This is a genomic window from Ensifer sp. VA4, assembly GCF_055710065.1.
In genome coordinates, this window is sequence record NZ_JBVQPO010000002.1 from 14,521 (window position 1) to 33,532 (window position 19,012).

Sequence of the window (19,012 nt, forward strand, 5' to 3'; positions counted from 1 at the left end):
GCAACTTGCAACAACGAGTACCTGCATTCATCAACAACCCAGCGGCGAAACTTCAATCGCACCCGCTTGCATATTAGCGCCGGGTGTTGTCATCTGCGTTTCGCAAAAGCGCGATCAGATGCAGCGAAGTTCAGGCGTATTGGGGATGCTATGTTCGAGTGGGTGGGGTTTCAAGGTTCGCTGCAGCACGTGCGTGCACGGGGAGGACGGGCGATCTTCGTCGTGGCGGCCTTGGCATTGCTTGCCGGTTGCGGCGGTCATGCCAAAGGCGTGATGGCACCGGTGACGCTGACCGCGCCGGTACCCGGGACCTCGACCGTCGACATGCTCGTCGCGACCACGCGCCAGCCCTCCGGCGATCCGGCAACGCTGTTTTCCGGCGAGCGTGACGCAAACACCTTCCTGACCGACGTTGCGGTGTCGATCCCGCCGGACACGGCGCGCAAGGCCGGCACGGTGCAATGGCCACGCAAGCTGCCGCCGGATCCCAAGAAGGATTTCACGGTCACACGCGTTCGCGAACTCACGTCGCTTGATGAAGCCAAGTCCTGGTTCCAGCAGCACGATGTCGGCGGACAGGCCTTCGTCTTCGTGCACGGCTTCAACAACCGCTACGAGGATTCCGTCTACCGGCTTGCGCAGATCATCCACGACTCCGACGTCCAGGCGACGCCGGTGCTGTTTACCTGGCCGTCGCGAGCCAATGTGTTCGATTACAATTACGACAAGGAGAGCACGAACTATTCGCGCTCAGCCCTTGAAGACATCCTGAAAAAGCTCGCCGACGCGCCCAAAGTCAAAGGCATCACCATCCTCGCGCATTCGATGGGCACCTGGCTGACCATGGAAACGCTCAGGCAAATGGGCATCCGCGACGGCAATGTGCCCTCCAAGATCGAAAACGTCATCCTCGCTTCGCCCGACATCGATCTCGACGTCTTCGCCAAGCAGTTCGTCGAGATGGGCCAGAAGCGACCGAAATTCACGATCTTCGTTTCGCAGGACGATCGCGCGCTGGCGCTCTCCAGCTTCATTTCCGGCGACGTTTCCCGCCTCGGCGCGATCGATCCGTCTGCCGAGCCCTATCGCACCCAACTGGAACGGGCCGGCATCACCGCGATCGACCTGACCAAGGTCAAGACCGAGGACGGCCTGCACCACGGAAAGTTCGCGGAAAGCCCGCAGATCGTCCAACTCATCGGTACCCGGCTGGCAACCGGGCAGACACTCACCGATTCCGATATTTCCGTCGGAACCGGCATCGCAGCGGTCGTTGCCGGCACGGCCAGAAACGTCGGCAATGTCGCGGCAGTCACCGTATCGGCCCCGGTATCGATCCTCGAGAATCCGCAGCCGACGCCCAAGAAGAAGAAAGTCGTCGGCGAAACGCTCGCGACCGACATGCCGACGCCGGTAAAGATCAAGTGATGGTCGCGGCTGCCGCTTGCCGGCAGCCTGCTGTTAACCGTCGTCGCCGACGAAGCGATAGCCGACACCCGGCTCGGTGCGGATGATCTTCGGGTCGGCCGCGTCGCGCTCAATCTTGCCGCGCAACTGGCCGATGAAGACGCGCAGATAATGCAGGTCCTCCCCGTGCGCGACGCCCCAGACCGACGTTAGAAGCGTCCTGTGGGTGACGACGCGGCCGGCATGGTGCGCCAACATGACCAGCAGGTCATATTCCTTCGGCGTCAGGCGCACTGGCTCGCCATCCTTCGTCACCACGCGCTTGATCGTGTCGATCGACACGCCGTCGGCGGAGAGTTGTGTCTGGCCGCCGTCCATTTGCACCCGATGGCGGAGAGCCGCGCGGATGCGCGCGGTCAATTCGCCGATGCCGAAGGGCTTTTCGATGTAGTCATCGGCGCCGAGATCGAGCGCGGCGATCTTTTCACTCTCCCGGTCGCGTGCCGAGAGGATGATGATCGGCACCTGCGACCAGCCGCGCAAGTTCGCGATGACCTCCTTGCCGTCCATGTCCGGCAGGCCGAGATCGAGGATGACGACATCGGGTGCGCTCGTCGCCGCCGCCTTCAGCGCCTCGGCGCCAGTCATCGCTTCCAGAATGTCATAGCCGGCGGCGCTCAATGCGGGTTTCAGGAAACGCTGGATCTGGGGTTCGTCGTCGACGACGAGGATACGCTCCACGCTCATGCACGGTCCTTTTCGGAGATTTCAGGCTTGGCGGCGGGGAAGCGCATGGAAATGCGCGTGCCGCGGCGGCGCAGCGCCGGGCTTTCCGCCTTGATCTGGCCGCCCATGGCCTCGACGAAGCCCTTGGCGATCGAAAGCCCCAGCCCCGTCCCCGGCGTGCGGCCATCCACCTTGCCGCGGCGGAAGAATTTTTCGAAGACCTGCTCGAGATCCTTCGGCGCAATGCCCTTGCCGAGATCCGTCACCGACAGCACGATTTCGTCGCCGTCCGGGCGGGCATAGATGCTGACCGGTTCGTCGCCGCCATATTTGTTGGCGTTGTCGAGCAGGTTGAACAGCACCTGCCCGAGAAGCACGCTGTCGCCGCGCATCAAGGGAAGATCCGGTGCGATGCTGGTCTCGATATCGCGCTCGGGAAAATACTTGCGGGCACGATCGACGGCAGCGCGAACTGCGTCGGCGACATCGACCCAGTCGCGCTTGGCGTTGACCGTGCCGGCCTCGATGCGGGTCATGTCGAGCAGATTGGCGACGAACCGCGTCAGGCGTTCGCCCTCCTCCTCGATCGATTTCAGCAAATCGTCACGGCTTTCCGGCGACATGCGGTCGCCGAGTTGCCGCAGGCTGGTGACGGCTCCGGTGATGGTGGCAAGCGGCGTCCTGAGGTCATGCGAAATGGACGACAGGAGGGCCGCACGAAAGCGTTCGCCTTCGAGCTTCGCCGCCTGGTCCAGGCTTTCGCGCGACAGGCGTGCCCGGTCGACGGCGATCGCCGTCTGGTCGAGGATTGCCGCCAGTGCTCGCTCCTCGTTGATCTCCAGCGGCTTGTCCTCCTGGACGAAGCCGCAGACGCCGACAACGCCGTGCGGGCTCATCAGCGGGCGGAAGTGAAACGGGCTGTTCGGCAGCGTTCCGGTACCGTTGCCGGCCGGTTCCTGCTTATCCATCGCCCAGCGCGCGGCCATGATATCGGTGACGTCCAGCTCCGTGTCCGGTGGCCAGGCGGCCTTCAGCTGCAGGTCCCCCTCCTCTGGCAACAGTAGCGCAGCGCTGCGTCGCAGCGTCGTCTGCATCTGCGTCACCGCCGCCCAAAGCACATCGTCCACCTTGGCAGTGCCCGAAAGCTTGCGAGAAAAATCGTAAAGCGCCTGGGTCGCGGCGGCGCGCCGGCGCGCGGCCTTTGCTTGTTCGCGCACCCGAGAGGCGAGGCTCCCGGCAAGGGCGGCGGCCACCAGGAAGATGAACAGCGCGAAGACCTCGTGCGGCTCGGCAATGGTGAAGGTGCCGACCGGTTCGATAAAGAAGAAGTTGTAGGCCAGAACCGAAAACAGCGCCGCGGCGATCGCCGATATGTGACCGGCATAGGTTGCCGACGCCAGCACGGCGAGCAGATAGAGCAGCGAGATGTTCGGCAGGATGATGAAGCGTTCGATCAAGAGGCCGAGGGCCGTTGCAGCCGCCACCTCGCCGGCGGCAATGGCGATGGCGCGCCCGGTCCCGGGCGGCAGAGACTTCTTCGCGGCCGGCCGCGGCTTCGGCGCCGCCGGCTCGCGGTCGGTCACGAGGTGGATGCCGATGCCCGATACCCGCTCTGCCAAGGCGTCAGGGAGCGACCGGCGGAAGTACCGCATCGGAAAGGATTGGCGGCGCGCGCCGATGACGATCTGCGTCGCATGTTCGCGGCGCGCGAGTTTCAGGATTTCCTCGACGAAGTCGTTGCCGACGATGCGGCGCGTCTCGGCGCCGAGCTGTTCGGCAAGACGGAAGGTCTCGTCAAGCCGGCGCACGTCCTCGCCATCGCCGCTTTCACGATCGGCACGTTCGATGAAGACGACGATCCAGGGGGCGTTCAATCCCTCGGCGAGCCGGCTGGCGGTGCGGACCACTTTTTCCGACAGGGGATCGGGACCGATGCAGACAAGCAGGCGCTCGCCGCTCGCCCACACACCTTCGATCGCGTTCTGCTTGAGGTAGTCGACCATCTGGTCGTCGACCCGGTCGGCCGTACGCCGGAGCGCCAGTTCACGCAACGCCGTCAGATTGCCGAGGCGGAAAAAGCGATCGACCGCGCGCATGGCGCTCTCGGGCAGATAGACCTTGCCCTCTTTCAGCCGCTCGATCAGTTCGGCGGGCGGCAGATCGACCAGCAGCACCTCGTCGGCGCGCTTCAGCACCGTATCCGGCACCCGCTCGCGCACCGGCACGCCGGCGATCTGCGCGACGACATCGGAGAGGCTTTCGAGATGCTGGATGTTCAGTGCAGTCCAGACATCGATGCCCGCGGCAATCAGTTCCTCAATATCCTGATAGCGCTTCGGATGACGGCTTTCCGCGGGGTTGCTGTGGGCGAGTTCGTCGACGACGATGATCTTGGGACGTCGGGCAAGGGCCGCGTCCAGGTCGAATTCGGAAAGCACTCGGCCGCGATGGTTCACATCGCGGCGCGGCAGGGTTTCCAGTCCCTCGATCAGGGCGGCGGTCTCGCCGCGCCCGTGGGTTTCGACCAGCCCGATGACGATATCGACGCCGTCTTCCTTGAGACGCCGGGCCCGGGTCAGCATCGCATAGGTCTTGCCGACGCCGGGCGCGGCGCCAAGGAAAACCGTCAGTTTTCCCCGGCGATCCTGCGCGGCAAGGGCCAGAAGTGCGTCTGGGTCCGGGCGACTTTTGGCGTCACGTTGACTGTCGGGCATTCGTCATCTCGGGCATGCGTTCACAAGCCTTGGCCTCATGTTCGAGGCGCATCGAGGGCCAGGTTCAGTTCTAGCACATTGATGCGCGGCTCGCCTACGATCCCGAACAGACGACCTTCCGTCGCCCTTTCGACCAACGCGGTGACATCCGCCTCGCTGAGGCCGCGCGCATTGGCGACGCGGGCGATCTGCGCCCGGGCAAAGGCCGGCGTGACATGCGGGTCGAGGCCGGAACCCGATGTTGTCACCGCGTCTGCGGGGATCTCGCCGGCAAAGCCGGCGGTCTTCAGGCGTTCGACGTCGGTGGCAACGCGATCCCTCAGCTTGACCGAAGTCGTGCCGAGGTTGGAGCCGCTCGATGCGCCGGCATTATAGGCCTCCGGGCCGGTCGCAGACGGGCGCGGCCAGAAGTACCTGTCGGAGGTGAAGTTCTGGCCGATCAGCCTGGAACCGATCAGGGTACCGTCCTTCTCGATGAGGCTGCCGTTTGCCTGTAGCGGCATCAGCACCTGCGCGGCGCCGGTGATGGCGAAGGGGTAGGCAAGCCCGGTGATGGCGGTGAGCAGCACGATCATGACTATGGCGGGACGAACTTGGTTCAGCATGGTTACACCAGATTGAGTGCGTTGACGGCGAGATCGACGAGCTTGATGCCTGCGAAGGGCAGAAGGATGCCGCCGAGACCGTATACGAGCAGGTTCCGGCGCAAGAGCGCCGCGGCACCGACCGGACGATACGTGACGCCTTTCAGCGCCAGAGGGATCAGCGCCACGATGATCAGCGCATTGAAGATGACTGCCGACAGGATCGCCGATTGGGGCGAGCCGAGGCCCATGACGTTGAGCGCGGCCAGCGCCGGATAGGTGGTGATGAACAGCGCCGGGATGATGGCGAAGTACTTCGCCACGTCGTTGGCGATGGAGAAGGTCGTTAGCGAGCCGCGAGTCATCAAGAGCTGCTTGCCGATCTCGACGATCTCGATGAGCTTTGTGGGGCTCGAATCGAGGTCCACCATGTTGGCGGCCTCGCGCGCGGCCTGCGTGCCGGTCTGCATGGCGACGCCGACATCGGCCTGGGCAAGCGCCGGCGCGTCATTGGTGCCGTCGCCGCACATGGCGATCAGGCGGCCGCCCTGTTGCTCCTTGCGGATATAGGCGAGTTTGTCCTCGGGCGTCGCTTCGGCGAGGAAATCGTCAACGCCGGCTTCGGAGGCAATGGCGGCAGCCGTCACCGGGTTGTCGCCGGTCACCATCACGGTGCGGATGCCCATGGCACGAAGGGCTGCGAAGCGTTCCTTGATGCCGGGCTTCACCACGTCCTTCAGATGAATGACGCCGAGCAGGCGCGGACCGTCGGCAACGGCGAGCGGCGTACCGCCAGTGCGCGCCACCTGGTCGACCGCGCGACGAAACTCGCTCGGCACATTCTCGTCGCGGATGCCGGTAAACTTCAGGATCGAATCGACGGCGCCCTTGCGCAGCCGACGGCCACCGAAATCGACGCCCGAGAGCCTCGTTTCCGCGGCGAAGGGGATGACCGCATCGATCCGGGTTGCGCCCACCTGGCTTGCGCCACCGCCGACGGCAAGCGCCACGACCTCACCCTTGCCTGCATCGGGCAGCGAAACGGCCGGCGCCTGGCGACCGAACTCACCGGTCGCAAGCGCCGCGATCGAGCGGCCCTCCGGCGTCTCGTCGGCAAGGCTGGCGAGCAGCGCCGCATCGGCGAGTTCCGCCTCGCTGACGCCGGGAACCGGCATGAAGTCGGCGGCCATGCGGTTGCCGAAGGTGATCGTGCCCGTCTTGTCGAGCAGCAGCGTATCGACGTCGCCGGCAGCCTCCACCGCACGGCCGGAGGTGGCGATGACGTTGAAGCGAACCAGTCGGTCCATGCCGGCGATGCCGATCGCCGAAAGCAAGCCGCCGATGGTGGTCGGGATCAGCGTCACGAGCAGGGCCGCAAGCACGGTGACCGAGAGCACGGTGCCGGAGTAGCCGGCAAGGCCCCAAAGGGTGACGACGGCGACGAGGAAGATCAGCGTCAGGCCCGAAAGCAGGATCGACAGCGCAATCTCGTTCGGGGTCTTCTGGCGCTGTGCGCCTTCGATCAGCGCGATCATGCGGTCGACGAAAGTGTTGCCGGGCGCGACGCCGATGCGGACCTTGATCCAGTCGGACAGAACCTGCGTGCCGCCGGTGACGGCCGAACGGTCGCCGCCGGATTCGCGGATAACGGGCGCGGATTCACCGGTGATGGCGCTTTCATTGACGGAGGCGACGCCTTCGATGACCTCGCCATCGCCGGGGATCAGTTCGCCGGCCTCGACCAGTACGAGGTCGCCGACCTTCAGCGAGGTCGCCGGGATCGACTGGGTTTCGCGGCCCTCGGCCGATACGAGCTTGCGCGCCGTCAGCTCGGACTTGGTGCGCCGCAGACTGTCGGCCTGGGCCTTTCCGCGCCCTTCGGCGACGGCTTCGGCGAAGGTGGCGAAAAGCACGGTGAACCACAGCCAGGCGGCGATCTGCCCGGAGAAGGGCGGGCTGCCGGTGCCGGTCATAAGATCGCGGACAAAGAGGCCGGTGACCACGGCGGCAACCACCTCGGTGACGAAGATCACCGGATTGCGCACGAGCTGGCGCGGGTCGAGCTTGACGAAGGCCGCCTTGACCGCCGGCAGAAGGATCGCCGGATCCAGAAGACTAGGAGCGACTGGTTTGGAAGACATGTGTCGAATTCCTTTAGAAGGTCTGGCCGGCAAGCATTGAGAAATGCTCGACGATGGGACCGAGAGCGAGCGCCGGGAAGAACTGCAGCCCGCCGAGAATGAGGATGATGCCGACGAGCAGGCCGACGAATAGCGGCGTGTCGGTCGGGAAGGTGCCCTTGGAGGCCGGCACGCGCGTCTTGACGGCGATCGAGCCGGCAATCGCCATGACGGGAACCGCATAGGCAAAGCGGCCGAGCAGCATCGCGAACCCAAGCGTGGTGTTGTACCAGGGCGTGTTGCCGGTGAGCCCGCCGAAGGCCGAGCCGTTGTTACCGGCTGCCGATGTGAAGCCATAGAGGATTTCCGACAGGCCGTGCGGACCCGCAGTGCCGACGCTCGCCACGGCGAACGGCAACATTGCCGAGACGGCCGTGAAGCCGAGGATCGTCACCGGCAGGATGAGGACCGCGAACATCGCATATTTCATCTCGCGGGCTTCGATCTTCTTGCCGAGCAGCTCCGGCGTACGGCCGACCATCAGGCCGGCAACGAAGACGGCGAGGATCGCAAAGACGACCATACCGTAGAGACCGGAGCCGACGCCGCCGGGCAGGACTTCGCCGAGCTGCATCAGGAACATCGGCACGAGGCCGCCGAGGCCAGTCAGCGAACCGTGCATGCCGTTGACGCCGCCATCCGACAGGCCGGTCGTGACAGCCGCATAAAGCGCGGTCATCGCCTGGCCGAAGCGGACTTCCTTGCCTTCCATATTGCCTTGCGCGGCATCGAGACCGAGCGCGGTCAGGATTGGGTTGCCCTGGGCTTCCGCCCAGTAGACGACCGCTACGCCTGATATCAGCAGGACCGCGGTAACGGCGATGAAGGCCCAGCCTTGGCGGCGGTTACCGACCATCTGGCCGAAGGTGTAGACCAGCGCCGCCGAGATCGACAGCATCGAGAAGATGTTGAGGTAGTTGGAGAGCGCCGTCGGGTTCTCGAACGGATGCGCGGCATTGACGTTGAAGAAGCCGCCGCCGTTGGTGCCGAGCTGCTTGATCGCTTCCTGGCTTGCGACCGGGCCGAGCGAGATCGTCTGCTTGGCGCCCTCGAGCGTCGTTGCGCTGAGGTCGGCATGGAAGGTCTGCGGCAGACCGGTCCAGACCATGGCGAGGGCCATGACCACGGCGATCGGCAGCAGCACGTAGAGGGTCGAGCGAGTGAGATCGACCCAGAAATTGCCGACGGTCGCCGCGTTCGAGCGGGCAAAAGCGCGCGTGACGGCGAGCGCCATGGCGATGCCGGTCGCGGCGGAGACGAAGTTATGCACCGTGAGCCCGGCCATCTGGCTGAAGTGGCTGAGCGTGGTTTCGCCGCCATAGTTCTGCCAGTTGGTGTTGGTGACGAAGCTGACCGCCGTGTTGAAGGCGAGGTCGGACGGCATGCCGGCGAAGCCCTGCGGGTTCATCGGCAGGTAGGCCTGCAATCTTAGGACCGCAAAGAGCGATGCGAAGCCGGCAAGACTGAAGGCGAGCATCGACATCGTATAGGCGAGCCAGCCCTGCTCCTTGTTCGGGTCGACGCCGGCGGCGAGATAGAGACCGCGCTCGGCGGGGCCGAGGATGGGCGAAAAGACGTTGCGCTCGCCGGAGAAGACCCGCGCCATGTAAAGCCCCAGCGGCTTGATGACGATCAGGACGGCGATGAAGAGGAGGCTGATCTGCAGCCACCCGATGATAGACATGGGATTTCTCCGCTCAGGAAATGTGCGGTGCAAAGGGCGATCCGGGCCCTGAAAGGGTTGACCCGAACCAAACCTTCGACCGGAGTCAGAACCGTTCCGGGCGAACGAGGGTGACGACGAGGTAGGCCGCAAGCGCGACGGCGACGGCGAGACCGATCAGGGCTTCGAACATGGCGCCCTCCCTAGAGGCGGCTCAGCGCGCGCGCATAAAGCGCAAACACGACAAAGCCGCCGATGCCGGCGGCGAGGAAAAGAACATCGGACATGCAAATTCTCCGGACTGTTGAGGTCCGGATCTTGCATCCGCTGCAGGTCAATTATCGATTGCGATGGTCGGAAGGGCGCGTAAGGAAAAGATAAAGACGCCCGCTGAAGCCTGCCAAGAACCGTGTGAGGCGGCTTTCCGTGCGCGACCACGCTTTCGCGGGAGATCGGATCATCTCACGGCATCAATGAAACGACGGATCGCGCGATACGGCTGCGCGCGGCGGCCTCTGGCCATCCTCGGGGGCCTTAACCCTTGACGATGTGATTTACGGTCGCTTCGGGCGACGTGGTGACTTCGCGCATCCACTCGCGCCAGATCGCGACCAACAGCGCCATCAGCACCGGGCCGACGAAGAGGCCGAGGAAGCCCATGGTCTTCACGCCACCGACGAGACCGAAGAAGGTTGGCAGGAAGGGAAGCTTGATCGGCCCGCCGACGAGGCGCGGGCGCAGCGTCTTGTCGACGATGAAGAGCTCGGTCGTGCCCCAGGCAAGCAGCGCGACGCCGTGAATCGGCGAACCGCTGGCGACGAGGTAGACCGAAACCAGCGTGAAGCAGAGCGGCGCGCCGCCGGGGACCAGGGCCATCAGGCCGGTGATGATGCCAAGCGTGACCGGCGACGGAACGCCGGCCAGCCAGTAGGCGACGCCGAGCACGATGCCCTCGCCGATCGCGATGATGCCCATGCCTGTGACCGTCGAGCTAATCGTCAGCGGCACGACGCGCGACAGCCTCTCCCAGCGCATCGGGAAGATGCGCTCGCCAAGGCGGTCGAGCTGGCCGGAGAAGGACTGCCCGTCGCGGTAGACGAAGAACAGCGTGATCAGCATGAAGAGCAGCGTCAGGAAGGCGTGGAACGTCGAGGCACCGACGACCAGAACGCCCCGGTAGATGTTGCCGATGTTGGAGCCGCTGACGAGCTGAACGAGCTCGCCGAGGGCGCCGGGATGACCGATATGCTTCACCCACTGTTCACCGAGCCAGACGCCGGCAATCGGAATGCTGGTCAGCCAGGCGGGCACCAGTGCACCATTGGCATTGGTCTCGACCGCCCAGACAACCCAGTCGCGCACTTCATCGACCGCATAGACGGCGGCGATCGAGATCGGCACCACGATGAAGGAAATGACGCAGACGATGGCGATGGTTGCGGCCAGCGTGCGGTTACCGTTCACGGCGGCGAGCAGCCGGCGATAGATCGGCCAGCTGGCAAAACCGATGACGACGGCCGCCAGCACGGGCACCACGAAACCGTGGAAGAAATAGACGCCGGCAAGGAGGACGAAGACCAGCATCCAGCGGGCAGCGGTCATGGGGCCGACGAGGGCATGGCGCGAAATGGCTGTGTGCCCGAGGAGCCTCGGCTCGACAGGAAAATTCTCTCGTTCGCGATTGCCCAATTGCACCAATGATCCTCCGTCCTTCGACGAGCTTACAACAAACCCACGGCCTTGACAGCCTACCTTCAGCGCCGCCCGTCTTATGAAGACGCGCAAAGGTCGCTGCAGCACTTTGAGGGCTGCATGTTTCTCCCCTCTAATCGGCTAGGATTAAAGGAAACATGCAGTAACGCCCCGCGTCGCCGCTTTGCCCCTGCTTTACGGTAGTTTCAGGGCCACAAGCGACGCTACCGGCGGGACATGACAGAAAAATTTAGGAGGGTTCAAGCTCGATGACCTTCTTTCGCCAAAGCCGGTCATTCCGTCGCAGGCTGTGCCGCCATGCGAGCCGGCTGCGTGCGATCGACGAAGACGGATGCGAGGAAGATGGCGAAGCCGGCAACGCCGAGAACGGCGCCGACGAGGCCGGTCGACGTCCAGCCGTAGCCGGCGGCAATCGAGGCGCCGCCGAGCCAGGCGCCAAGCGCATTGGCGAGATTGAAGGCGGAATGGCTGAGGGCGGCGGCGAGCGTCTGTGCCTCGCCGGCGACATCCATCAGCCGCGTCTGCACACCGGGCACGACGGCGAAGCCGCCGCCGATGAAGAGCACGTTGACGATCGCGATCCACGGATTGCCCATGGTGAAATAGAAAAGCACATAGGCGAAGATATTGAAGGCGATGGCGATGCCGATCGCCGGCAGCAGCGCCCAATCGGCAAGCCGCGCGCCGACGATGTTGCCGAGGATCATGCCGGCCCCGAAGACCGAAAGCATGACCGGCACATTGGCAAGAGAAACGCCCGCGACTTCGGTGAGCGCCGGCGTGATGTAGCTGAAGACGGCGAACATGCCGCCGCAGCCGATGGCACAGATGCCGAGCATCAGCCAGACCTGCAGCTTGCCGAGCGCGCCCAGTTCGCGAAGCGGCGTCGCCTTCGGGTTGCCCTTGTCCCGCGGCACATGGACGAAGGTCAGCGCCACAGTCAGAAGGCTGATGCCGCCGACGATCGCGAAGGCGGAGCGCCAGCCGAGCGCCTGGCCGAACCACGCGGCAAGCGGCGTGCCGAAGAGGGTTGCGATCGTCAGCCCCATCATCACCCGTCCGACGGCGCGCGCCCGCTGGTTCGGCGCCGCGAGACCCGCAGCCACCAAGGCGGCAACGCCGAAATAGGCACCATGCGGAAGACCGGCGAAGAAGCGCGCCGCAATCAGCGTGTAGAAATCCGGCGCGACCGCGCTGGCAAAGTTGCCGACTGCGAAAATCAGCATCAGCGCCAGCAGCACCCGGAAGCGCGAGAAGCGGGCGGCGAGCACGGCAATCAACGGCGCACCGACGACGACGCCGAGCGCATAGGCGCTGATCACCGCCCCGGCCCGCGGCACCGAGACGGCGATGTCCCCGGCAACCTGCGGCAAGAGACCCATGATCGCGAATTCGCCGGTGCCGATGCCGAAACCGCCGACGGCGAGCGCCACTTCGGCGGCAGAAACGCCCGCGCGGCGCGGTTCGACGGCGGAAGAATAGGCTTCGTCACACATGGGAATGGCCTGCGTCGTCCGGCCCGAGCGGACCGGAGATAAAACTGGGGGATATGTCGGCGGGCGTTGGATCGGACCAACGGGGATATGCTGCAATGCAATACAGGGTTTTGCCTTGGCAGGCAAAGCTTTTGCGGCTCTCGTCATACTTTTTCGGGAGCGCCGGCAGTTCCTGTTAACCGCAAGTCAAGTTGACGTTTACGTCAAAGTCATATAATCCCGAATCTCAGCTTGAAGCGATGTCTCAAAAGCATCATCTTCATCGGCATGAGAAGATCGGGAGGGATTTTCTCAGGCCGCGAGCAGGCCAGCCTGTGGCGACCAGAGGGAGAGAGGTCATGGTGGAAGTCAGCGCACAACAATCGGGGACCAGCCCAGGCAAGATCTGGCTCAAATCCTATCCACCCGGCATTGCCGCCGAGATCGGCCCACTGCCCTATAAATCGATCGGCGAGTTCTTCGACCATGCCGTCGCCCGCTATTCGACCCGCCCGGCCTTCACCTGCATGGGCAAGACGCTGAGTTTTGCAGACCTCAATGCCGAATCCGCCAAGATCGGCGCCTGGCTGCAATCTCTCGGCCTCGCCAAGGGCGACCGTGTCGCGGTGATGATGCCGAACATCCTGCAGAACCCCGTCATCGTCTACGGCATTCTCCGAGCGGGCTTTACCGTCGTGAACGTCAACCCGCTCTATACGCCGCGTGAACTGCAGCACCAGCTCGTCGATTCCGGCGCCAAGGCGATCTTCGTTCTGGAAAACTTTGCGCACACGGTGCAGCAGGTGGCCGACAAGACCTCCGTCAAGCACGTCGTCGTCGCCACGATGGGCGACATGCTGGGCCTCAAGGGCGCGATCGTCAATCTCGTGGTCCGCCGCGTCAAGAAGCTGGTTCCTGCCTGGTCGATCCCCGGCCACCTCTCGTTCAAGGCCGTGCTTGCCAAGGGCGGCCGCAGCACGATGAAGAAGCCGAACGTCGCGCCCGATGACATCGCCTTCCTGCAATATACCGGCGGCACGACGGGGGTCTCGAAGGGCGCGACACTCACCCATTCGAACCTCTTGTCGAACATGGCGCAGATGGAAATCTGGTTCCAGACGGCGTTCCGCTCGCGGGCGCGGCCGGACAATCTCGTCTTCATGTGCGCGCTGCCGCTCTACCACATCTTCGCACTGACGGTGAATTCGCTGATGGGCCTTGCCACCGGCGGCAACAACATCCTGATCCCCAATCCGCGCGACATCCCGGGCTTCGTCAAGGAACTCGGCAAATACAAGACCAACATCTTCCCGGGCCTCAACACGCTGTTCAACGCGCTGATGAACAATGCGGAGTTCCAGAAGCTCGATTTCTCGTCGCTGATGCTGACCTTCGGCGGCGGCATGGCGATCCAGCGCCCGGTGGCGGAACGCTGGAAGCAGATGACCGGTTGCTCCATCGCCGAAGGTTACGGCCTGTCGGAGACGTCGCCGGTGGCAACGGCCAACATCCTCGACGCGACCGAGTTCACCGGCACGATCGGCATGCCGATCCCCTCCACCGACGTCGAGATCCGCGACGACCAAGGCAACACCTTGCCGATCGGCGAAGTCGGCGAAATCTGCATCCGCGGCCCGCAGGTGATGGCGGGCTACTGGCAGCGCCCGGACGAGACCGCCAAGGCGATCTCGCCGGATGGTTTCTTCCGCTCGGGCGACATCGGCTTCATGAATGCAGCCGGCCTCGTGAAGATCGTCGACCGCAAGAAGGACATGATCCTCGTCTCCGGCTTCAACGTCTTCCCGAACGAGATCGAGGAAGTGGCGATGACCCATCCGGGCGTTCTCGAATGCGCGGCGATCGGCATTCCGGACGAGCATTCCGGCGAGGCCGTCAAGCTCTTCGTGGTCAAGAAGGATCCGGCCCTGACGGAGGAGGAGGTCAAGCGCCACTGCGCCGCCAACCTCACCAACTACAAGCGCCCGCGCTACGTTGAATTCCGCACGGAACTGCCGAAGACCAATGTCGGCAAGATCCTGCGAAAAGACCTACGTGGCTGAGTTAGTCCAAAATTCAAACGATTTAAAAATTCCTGAAAACCGCCGTTTCGGCGGTTTTACGGGCTTGATTTGGGCGGCTTAAAGCGAATAGCTACGCAGGCGATTGTCCGACACCCCTGTCCGACCAAGGAGCCCCGCGATGAAAGCGCTTGTCGATCAACTCAAAGCAACCGCCGCTGAGACCAACGCAACCGATATCCGCGCCGCCTTCGCCAGCGACGCCGAACGCTTCCAGCGCTTCAGCACCACGCTCGGCGACCTGCTGTTCGATTATTCGAAATGCGCCGTCAACGACAGGGTGCTCGACGGCCTCGAGGCGCTCGCCAAGGCCGCCAAGGTCGAGGAGAAGCGGGACGCCATGTTCCGCGGCGACATCATCAACATCACCGAAGAGCGCGCCGTGCTGCACACGGCGCTGCGCAACCGCGGCAACCGCCCGATCCTCGTCGACGGCAAGAATGTGATGCCCGACGTCAACGGCGTGCTCGATGCCATGGGCGCCTTTGCCGACGGCATCCGCTCGGGCGCGCTCAAGGGCGCGACCGGCAAGAAGATCACCGACGTCATCAATATCGGCATCGGCGGCTCCGACCTCGGCCCGGTCATGGCGACGCTGGCGCTTGCCCCCTTCCATGACGGCCCCCGCCTTCACTTCGTTTCCAACATCGACGGCGCCCACATCGCCGACACGCTGAAGCTGATCGATCCGGAAACCTCGCTCTTCATCGTCGCCTCGAAGACCTTCACGACGATCGAGACGATGACCAATGCCCAGACGGCCCGCGCCTTCATCGCCGGCAAGCTTGGCGAAGCGGCCGTCGGCTACCACTTTGCCGCCGTCTCGACGGCACTCGACAAGGTCGCCGCCTTCGGCATCGACAAGGCCCGCGTCTTCGGCTTCTGGGACTGGGTCGGCGGGCGCTACTCGATCTGGTCGGCGATCGGCCTGCCGCTGATGATCGCCATCGGCAAGGAGAATTTCGGCCGCTTCCTCGATGGCGGACACGCGATCGACGAGCATTTCCGCACCGCGCCGATCCGTGAGAATATTCCGGTTCTGCTCGGCCTCCTCGGCTTCTATCACCGCAACGTGCTCGGTTATCCGTCGCGGGCGATCCTGCCCTATGACCAGCGCCTGTCGCGCTTCCCGGCCTACCTGCAGCAGCTCGACATGGAATCGAACGGCAAGGCGGTGACGCTCGACAGCACCCCGGTCGAATATTCGACCGGTCCGGTCGTCTGGGGCGAACCTGGCACCAATGGCCAGCATGCCTTCTATCAGCTCATCCATCAGGGCACGGACATCATTCCGGCGGAATTCATGATCGCCGCGAACGGCCATGAAAAGAACCTGCGGCATCAGCACGAGCTCCTGATCGCCAACTGCCTGGCGCAGTCCGAGGCGCTGATGAAGGGTCGCACGCTCGCCGAGGCCAAGGCGCAGCTCAACGCCAAGGGCATGGCCGACGCCAAGGCCGACAGGATTGCCCCGCACCGGGTCTTCACCGGCAACCGCCCGTCGCTGACGATCGTCTACGACCAGCTCGATCCCTTCGCGCTCGGTCGCCTGATCGCGCTCTATGAACACCGCGTCTTCGTCGAAGGCGCGCTCTTCAACATCAACTCCTTCGACCAATGGGGCGTCGAGCTCGGCAAGGAGCTGGCAACCGGCCTGCTGCCGGTCGTCGAAGGCAAGGAAAGTGCGGCCAGCCACGATTCTTCGACTGCGGGTCTGGTAGCAGCCCTGCTGAAGGCCGCTCGCTAAGGCGCAATTCCAAGCGATTCCACCCGGAACCGCACCGCTTCAAATAATGAGGCCCGAGGCGCAGATCGCGCCTCGGGCCTCATTCTTTAACGCAGGTCGGCACCAGCTCTTTTTCGCGTAATCGAACAGATATGGCACGACACAAAACTCACAATTGACGAGAATTACTTATTGTCTTACGATAAAAATACAAGCAAAACGATAAAGGAATTTTCATGACGGACTCTGCCGAGAGGCTGCGCAAGCTCAGCCGCTTCATGAAGCTCATGATCCTATTGGGTGGCGCGTTGTTTTGTTCGGCCGTCGTCTATATGCACTGGCAGATCTTTTTCGACCGACAGGGCTTCGAGCAGGGCATTCGCGATATCGTCCTCCCCCGCGTCGGGGCGATTACCCTTTCCTACCGCGCCATCGCCACGGTCATTTTCCTGACTGCCATCAACAATGCGCTCGTCATTGCCGGCCTCGCCTTTGCCTGGCAGCTGTTCGACAGTTTCCAGCGCGGCGAGATTCTCTCCGGCCGCAACGGCGTGCTGTTGCGGCGGGTGGGGCTGACTGCGCTTGCGGGAGCGTTATGCCTAACGGTCAGCAACGGGATCGGTATCCTGGCCGTCACCTACGACAACCCGGGCGCCACGGGACATGCGGTGATCTTCGACATCAATGGCGGCACGATGATCGTGCTGCTGATGGCCGGCCTGGTCGTCGGGCTTGGCCACGTCGTGGCCATCGCATCGGGTGTCGAAGCGGAGAACAGGAGCTTCGTCTAGCGCATGCCGATCGTGATCAATCTCGATGTCATGCTGGCGAAACGGAAAGTCCGCTCACGCGACCTCGCCGAGCAGGTAGGGATCACCGAGCAGAACATCTCGCTGTTGAAATCGGGCAAGGTGAAAGGCGTGCGCTTCGATACGCTGGAGAAGATCTGCGCCGCGCTCGACTGCCAGCCGGGCGATATCCTGGAATATCGCCCGGACCGGGAAGAATAAGAAAGCTCAGAGGCCGATTTCGTGCTTCCACGGCGGGTTTGCGCCGGCGCGCGAGACGGTGACCGCGGCCGCCTTGGCGCCGAGCGCCAGCGCATTGCGGACCGCGGTTTCGCTGAGATCGGTAACGTCGGCCTTGGTCAGGAGACCGCTGAGCTTCAGCGACGCCAGTACGCCGGCATCGAAGGTATCGCCGGCACCGACCGTATCGACCACCGTCACCTTTTCGCCGGCGACCTCGACCTTGTGGCGCGCCGTGTAGCCGACGGCGCCGTCGGCGCCCTTGGTAATCAGCACCAGCTTCGGTCCGCGTTTCAGCCATTCGGCAGCGAGGTCGTCGTGGCTCCCTTCCATGCCAAACCAGGCGAGGTCCTCGTCGGAGAACTTGACGATATCGGACATCGCCGCCATGCGGTTCATGCGCGCCAGATGGGCGTCTCTGTCCTTGATGAAACCGGGACGGATGTTCGGGTCGAAGGAGATCACCCGCTTCTCGTGCTCGCGCGTCATCAGCGCCTCGTAGGTCGAGCCGCAGGGCTCGGGGATCAGGCTGATCGCGCCGAAGTGCAGCGCCTCGCAGAAGTCACCCAGCGCCGGCAGGTGTTCGCGCGTGATCATGCGCCCGGCGGTGTTCTCGTCGAAGAAGGCGTAGCTGGCGTGGCCGTTGACCAGCTTGACGAAGGCGAGCGTCGTGTGCAGCGAGAGCGTTGCGCAGGGGCCGAAATCGACATTCGCCGCCTTCAAAGTCTCGCGCAGGATATCGCCGAACATGTCGTCGGAAAGGCCGGTGAAGAAACCGGTGGGAATGCCGAGGCGACCGAGCGCGATGGCGGTATTGAAGATCGCGCCGCCGGCATAGGGCGCAAAGGCGCTCTCGCCCGCGGTCGTGTCCCGCGGCAACATGTCGATCAGCGCTTCACCGCAACATACGATCATCGGCTTTTCCTCCTCAGACACTTCAATCGATTTAAAAAGACTAGCTCAGGCGTTGCGGGGCCCCGGCGACGCCGGGGCCGCGTCGAACTTTACGCCAGCGCGCTCACGCCGCCGTTGCGACCCGACCAGACGAGCGGCGCATTGAGGAAGGCCTCGACCTCACCAAGCGTCTTCTCGTCGAACAGCGCCTGCTCGCGGGCAACCGCAAGGACGTTGCGCCAGGTGGCGATCCAATGCAGGTCGACGCCCTTGCCCTTCATCTCGCCAACCGCCTCCGGGAAGATGTCGTAGTAGAACAGCGCAATGCCGTGGTCGACGATGCCGCCCGCCGCGCGAATGGCGTCGATAAACTTGAACATCGACCCGCCGGCCGTCGTCAGGTCCTCGATGACGAGCACGCGCGCGCCTTCCGGCATATGGCCTTCAATCTGGGCGTTGCGGCCGTGGCCCTTCGGCGCCTTGCGAACGTAGATCATCGGCAGGCCGAGGCGCTCGGCGAGCATGGCGGCAAAGGGAATGCCGGCGGTTTCGCCACCGGCGACCACGTCGAACTTCTCGAAACCGGCCTCACGCAAGATGGTCGCTGCGGCAAAATCCATCACCGCCGATCGGATGCGCGGATAGGAGATCAGCTTGCGGCAGTCGATATAGACGGGGCTCGCCATGCCGGACGAAAGCTTGTAGGGCTCATCGGCGCGGAAGTGTACAGCCTTGATCTCCCAGAGCATCTTGGCGACCAGCTCGGCCATCACGGCCTTGTCGGTGAACGCGTTGGAAAACATCAAACTCTCCTTCAAAACTAA

The 19,012-nt window shown here is 63.8% G+C and carries 15 protein-coding genes; 5 read left to right on the forward strand and 10 right to left on the reverse strand.

The genetic code is table 11. The features are described from left to right. Positions 1–150 precede the first annotated feature (150 nt). Positions 151–1,428, forward strand: a complete 1,278-nt coding sequence (locus AC0C6X_RS03040) for an alpha/beta hydrolase (RefSeq protein ID WP_173515433.1) — start codon at positions 151–153, stop codon at positions 1,426–1,428. 33 nt (positions 1,429–1,461) lie between these two features. On the opposite strand, the gene AC0C6X_RS03045 is transcribed toward AC0C6X_RS03040, so the two are convergent. From AC0C6X_RS03045 to AC0C6X_RS03080, 8 genes are all read right to left on the reverse strand, one after another. Next, entirely contained in the window at positions 1,462–2,154 is a 693-nt protein-coding gene (locus AC0C6X_RS03045; RefSeq protein WP_247958170.1) for a response regulator, read from the reverse strand. Further along, positions 2,151–4,847 carry a DUF4118 domain-containing protein gene (locus AC0C6X_RS03050; protein ID WP_472951889.1) on the reverse strand — a complete coding sequence of 899 codons (2,697 nt, stop codon included), beginning with the start codon at positions 4,845–4,847 and terminating at the stop codon, positions 2,151–2,153. The genes AC0C6X_RS03045 and AC0C6X_RS03050 overlap by 4 nt, the downstream gene beginning before the upstream one ends. Positions 4,848–4,882: 35 nt before the next feature. After that, positions 4,883–5,452 (reverse strand): potassium-transporting ATPase subunit KdpC, encoded by a 570-nt coding sequence (kdpC, locus tag AC0C6X_RS03055; RefSeq protein ID WP_472951891.1) that lies wholly within the window; start codon positions 5,450–5,452, stop codon positions 4,883–4,885. 2 nt (positions 5,453–5,454) lie between these two features. Beyond that, positions 5,455–7,572: a potassium-transporting ATPase subunit KdpB gene (kdpB, locus tag AC0C6X_RS03060; protein ID WP_173515429.1), complete on the reverse strand. Its 2,118-nt coding sequence runs from the start codon at positions 7,570–7,572 to the stop codon at positions 5,455–5,457. A gap of 13 nt (positions 7,573–7,585) precedes the next feature. Beyond that, the gene (kdpA, locus tag AC0C6X_RS03065; RefSeq protein WP_472951893.1) at positions 7,586–9,295 is read right to left on the reverse strand and encodes a potassium-transporting ATPase subunit KdpA; all 1,710 of its coding nucleotides are present in this window, start codon (positions 9,293–9,295) and stop codon (positions 7,586–7,588) included. 85 nt (positions 9,296–9,380) lie between these two features. Next, entirely contained in the window at positions 9,381–9,467 is an 87-nt protein-coding gene (gene kdpF, locus AC0C6X_RS03070) for a K(+)-transporting ATPase subunit F (RefSeq protein WP_057248082.1), read from the reverse strand. Positions 9,468–9,808: 341 nt separating this feature from the next. Continuing rightward, entirely contained in the window at positions 9,809–10,969 is a 1,161-nt protein-coding gene (locus AC0C6X_RS03075) for an AI-2E family transporter (RefSeq protein WP_173515427.1), read from the reverse strand. Between the two features lie 290 nt (positions 10,970–11,259). Further along, complete coding sequence (locus AC0C6X_RS03080; RefSeq protein ID WP_472951894.1) at positions 11,260–12,483, reverse strand: MFS transporter; 1,224 nt, start codon at positions 12,481–12,483, stop codon at positions 11,260–11,262. Positions 12,484–12,821: 338 nt separating this feature from the next. Between AC0C6X_RS03080 and AC0C6X_RS03085 the strand changes: the two genes are divergently transcribed. The 4 genes from AC0C6X_RS03085 to AC0C6X_RS03100 all read left to right on the forward strand — a co-directional run bounded on the left by AC0C6X_RS03085 (position 12,822) and on the right by AC0C6X_RS03100 (position 17,276). After that, positions 12,822–14,522, forward strand: coding sequence for a long-chain fatty acid--CoA ligase (locus AC0C6X_RS03085; RefSeq protein ID WP_247958176.1), 1,701 nt, complete (start codon positions 12,822–12,824; stop codon positions 14,520–14,522). A gap of 139 nt (positions 14,523–14,661) precedes the next feature. Further along, positions 14,662–16,287, forward strand: a complete 1,626-nt coding sequence (gene pgi, locus AC0C6X_RS03090) for a glucose-6-phosphate isomerase (RefSeq protein ID WP_472951895.1) — start codon at positions 14,662–14,664, stop codon at positions 16,285–16,287. Positions 16,288–16,502: 215 nt separating this feature from the next. After that, positions 16,503–17,057, forward strand: coding sequence for a DUF2975 domain-containing protein (locus AC0C6X_RS03095; RefSeq protein ID WP_173515423.1), 555 nt, complete (start codon positions 16,503–16,505; stop codon positions 17,055–17,057). Between the two features lie 3 nt (positions 17,058–17,060). Continuing rightward, positions 17,061–17,276 (forward strand): helix-turn-helix domain-containing protein, encoded by a 216-nt coding sequence (locus tag AC0C6X_RS03100; RefSeq protein WP_472951896.1) that lies wholly within the window; start codon positions 17,061–17,063, stop codon positions 17,274–17,276. Positions 17,277–17,282: 6 nt separating this feature from the next. Here the strand turns inward: AC0C6X_RS03100 and AC0C6X_RS03105 are convergent, their stop codons facing one another. Together AC0C6X_RS03105 and AC0C6X_RS03110 are read right to left on the reverse strand one after the other, a co-directional pair. After that, positions 17,283–18,209 (reverse strand): carbohydrate kinase family protein, encoded by a 927-nt coding sequence (locus tag AC0C6X_RS03105; RefSeq protein WP_173515421.1) that lies wholly within the window; start codon positions 18,207–18,209, stop codon positions 17,283–17,285. Positions 18,210–18,298: 89 nt separating this feature from the next. Further along, complete coding sequence (locus tag AC0C6X_RS03110) at positions 18,299–18,991, reverse strand: orotate phosphoribosyltransferase (RefSeq protein ID WP_472951898.1); 693 nt, start codon at positions 18,989–18,991, stop codon at positions 18,299–18,301. Positions 18,992–19,012: the final 21 nt, after the last annotated feature.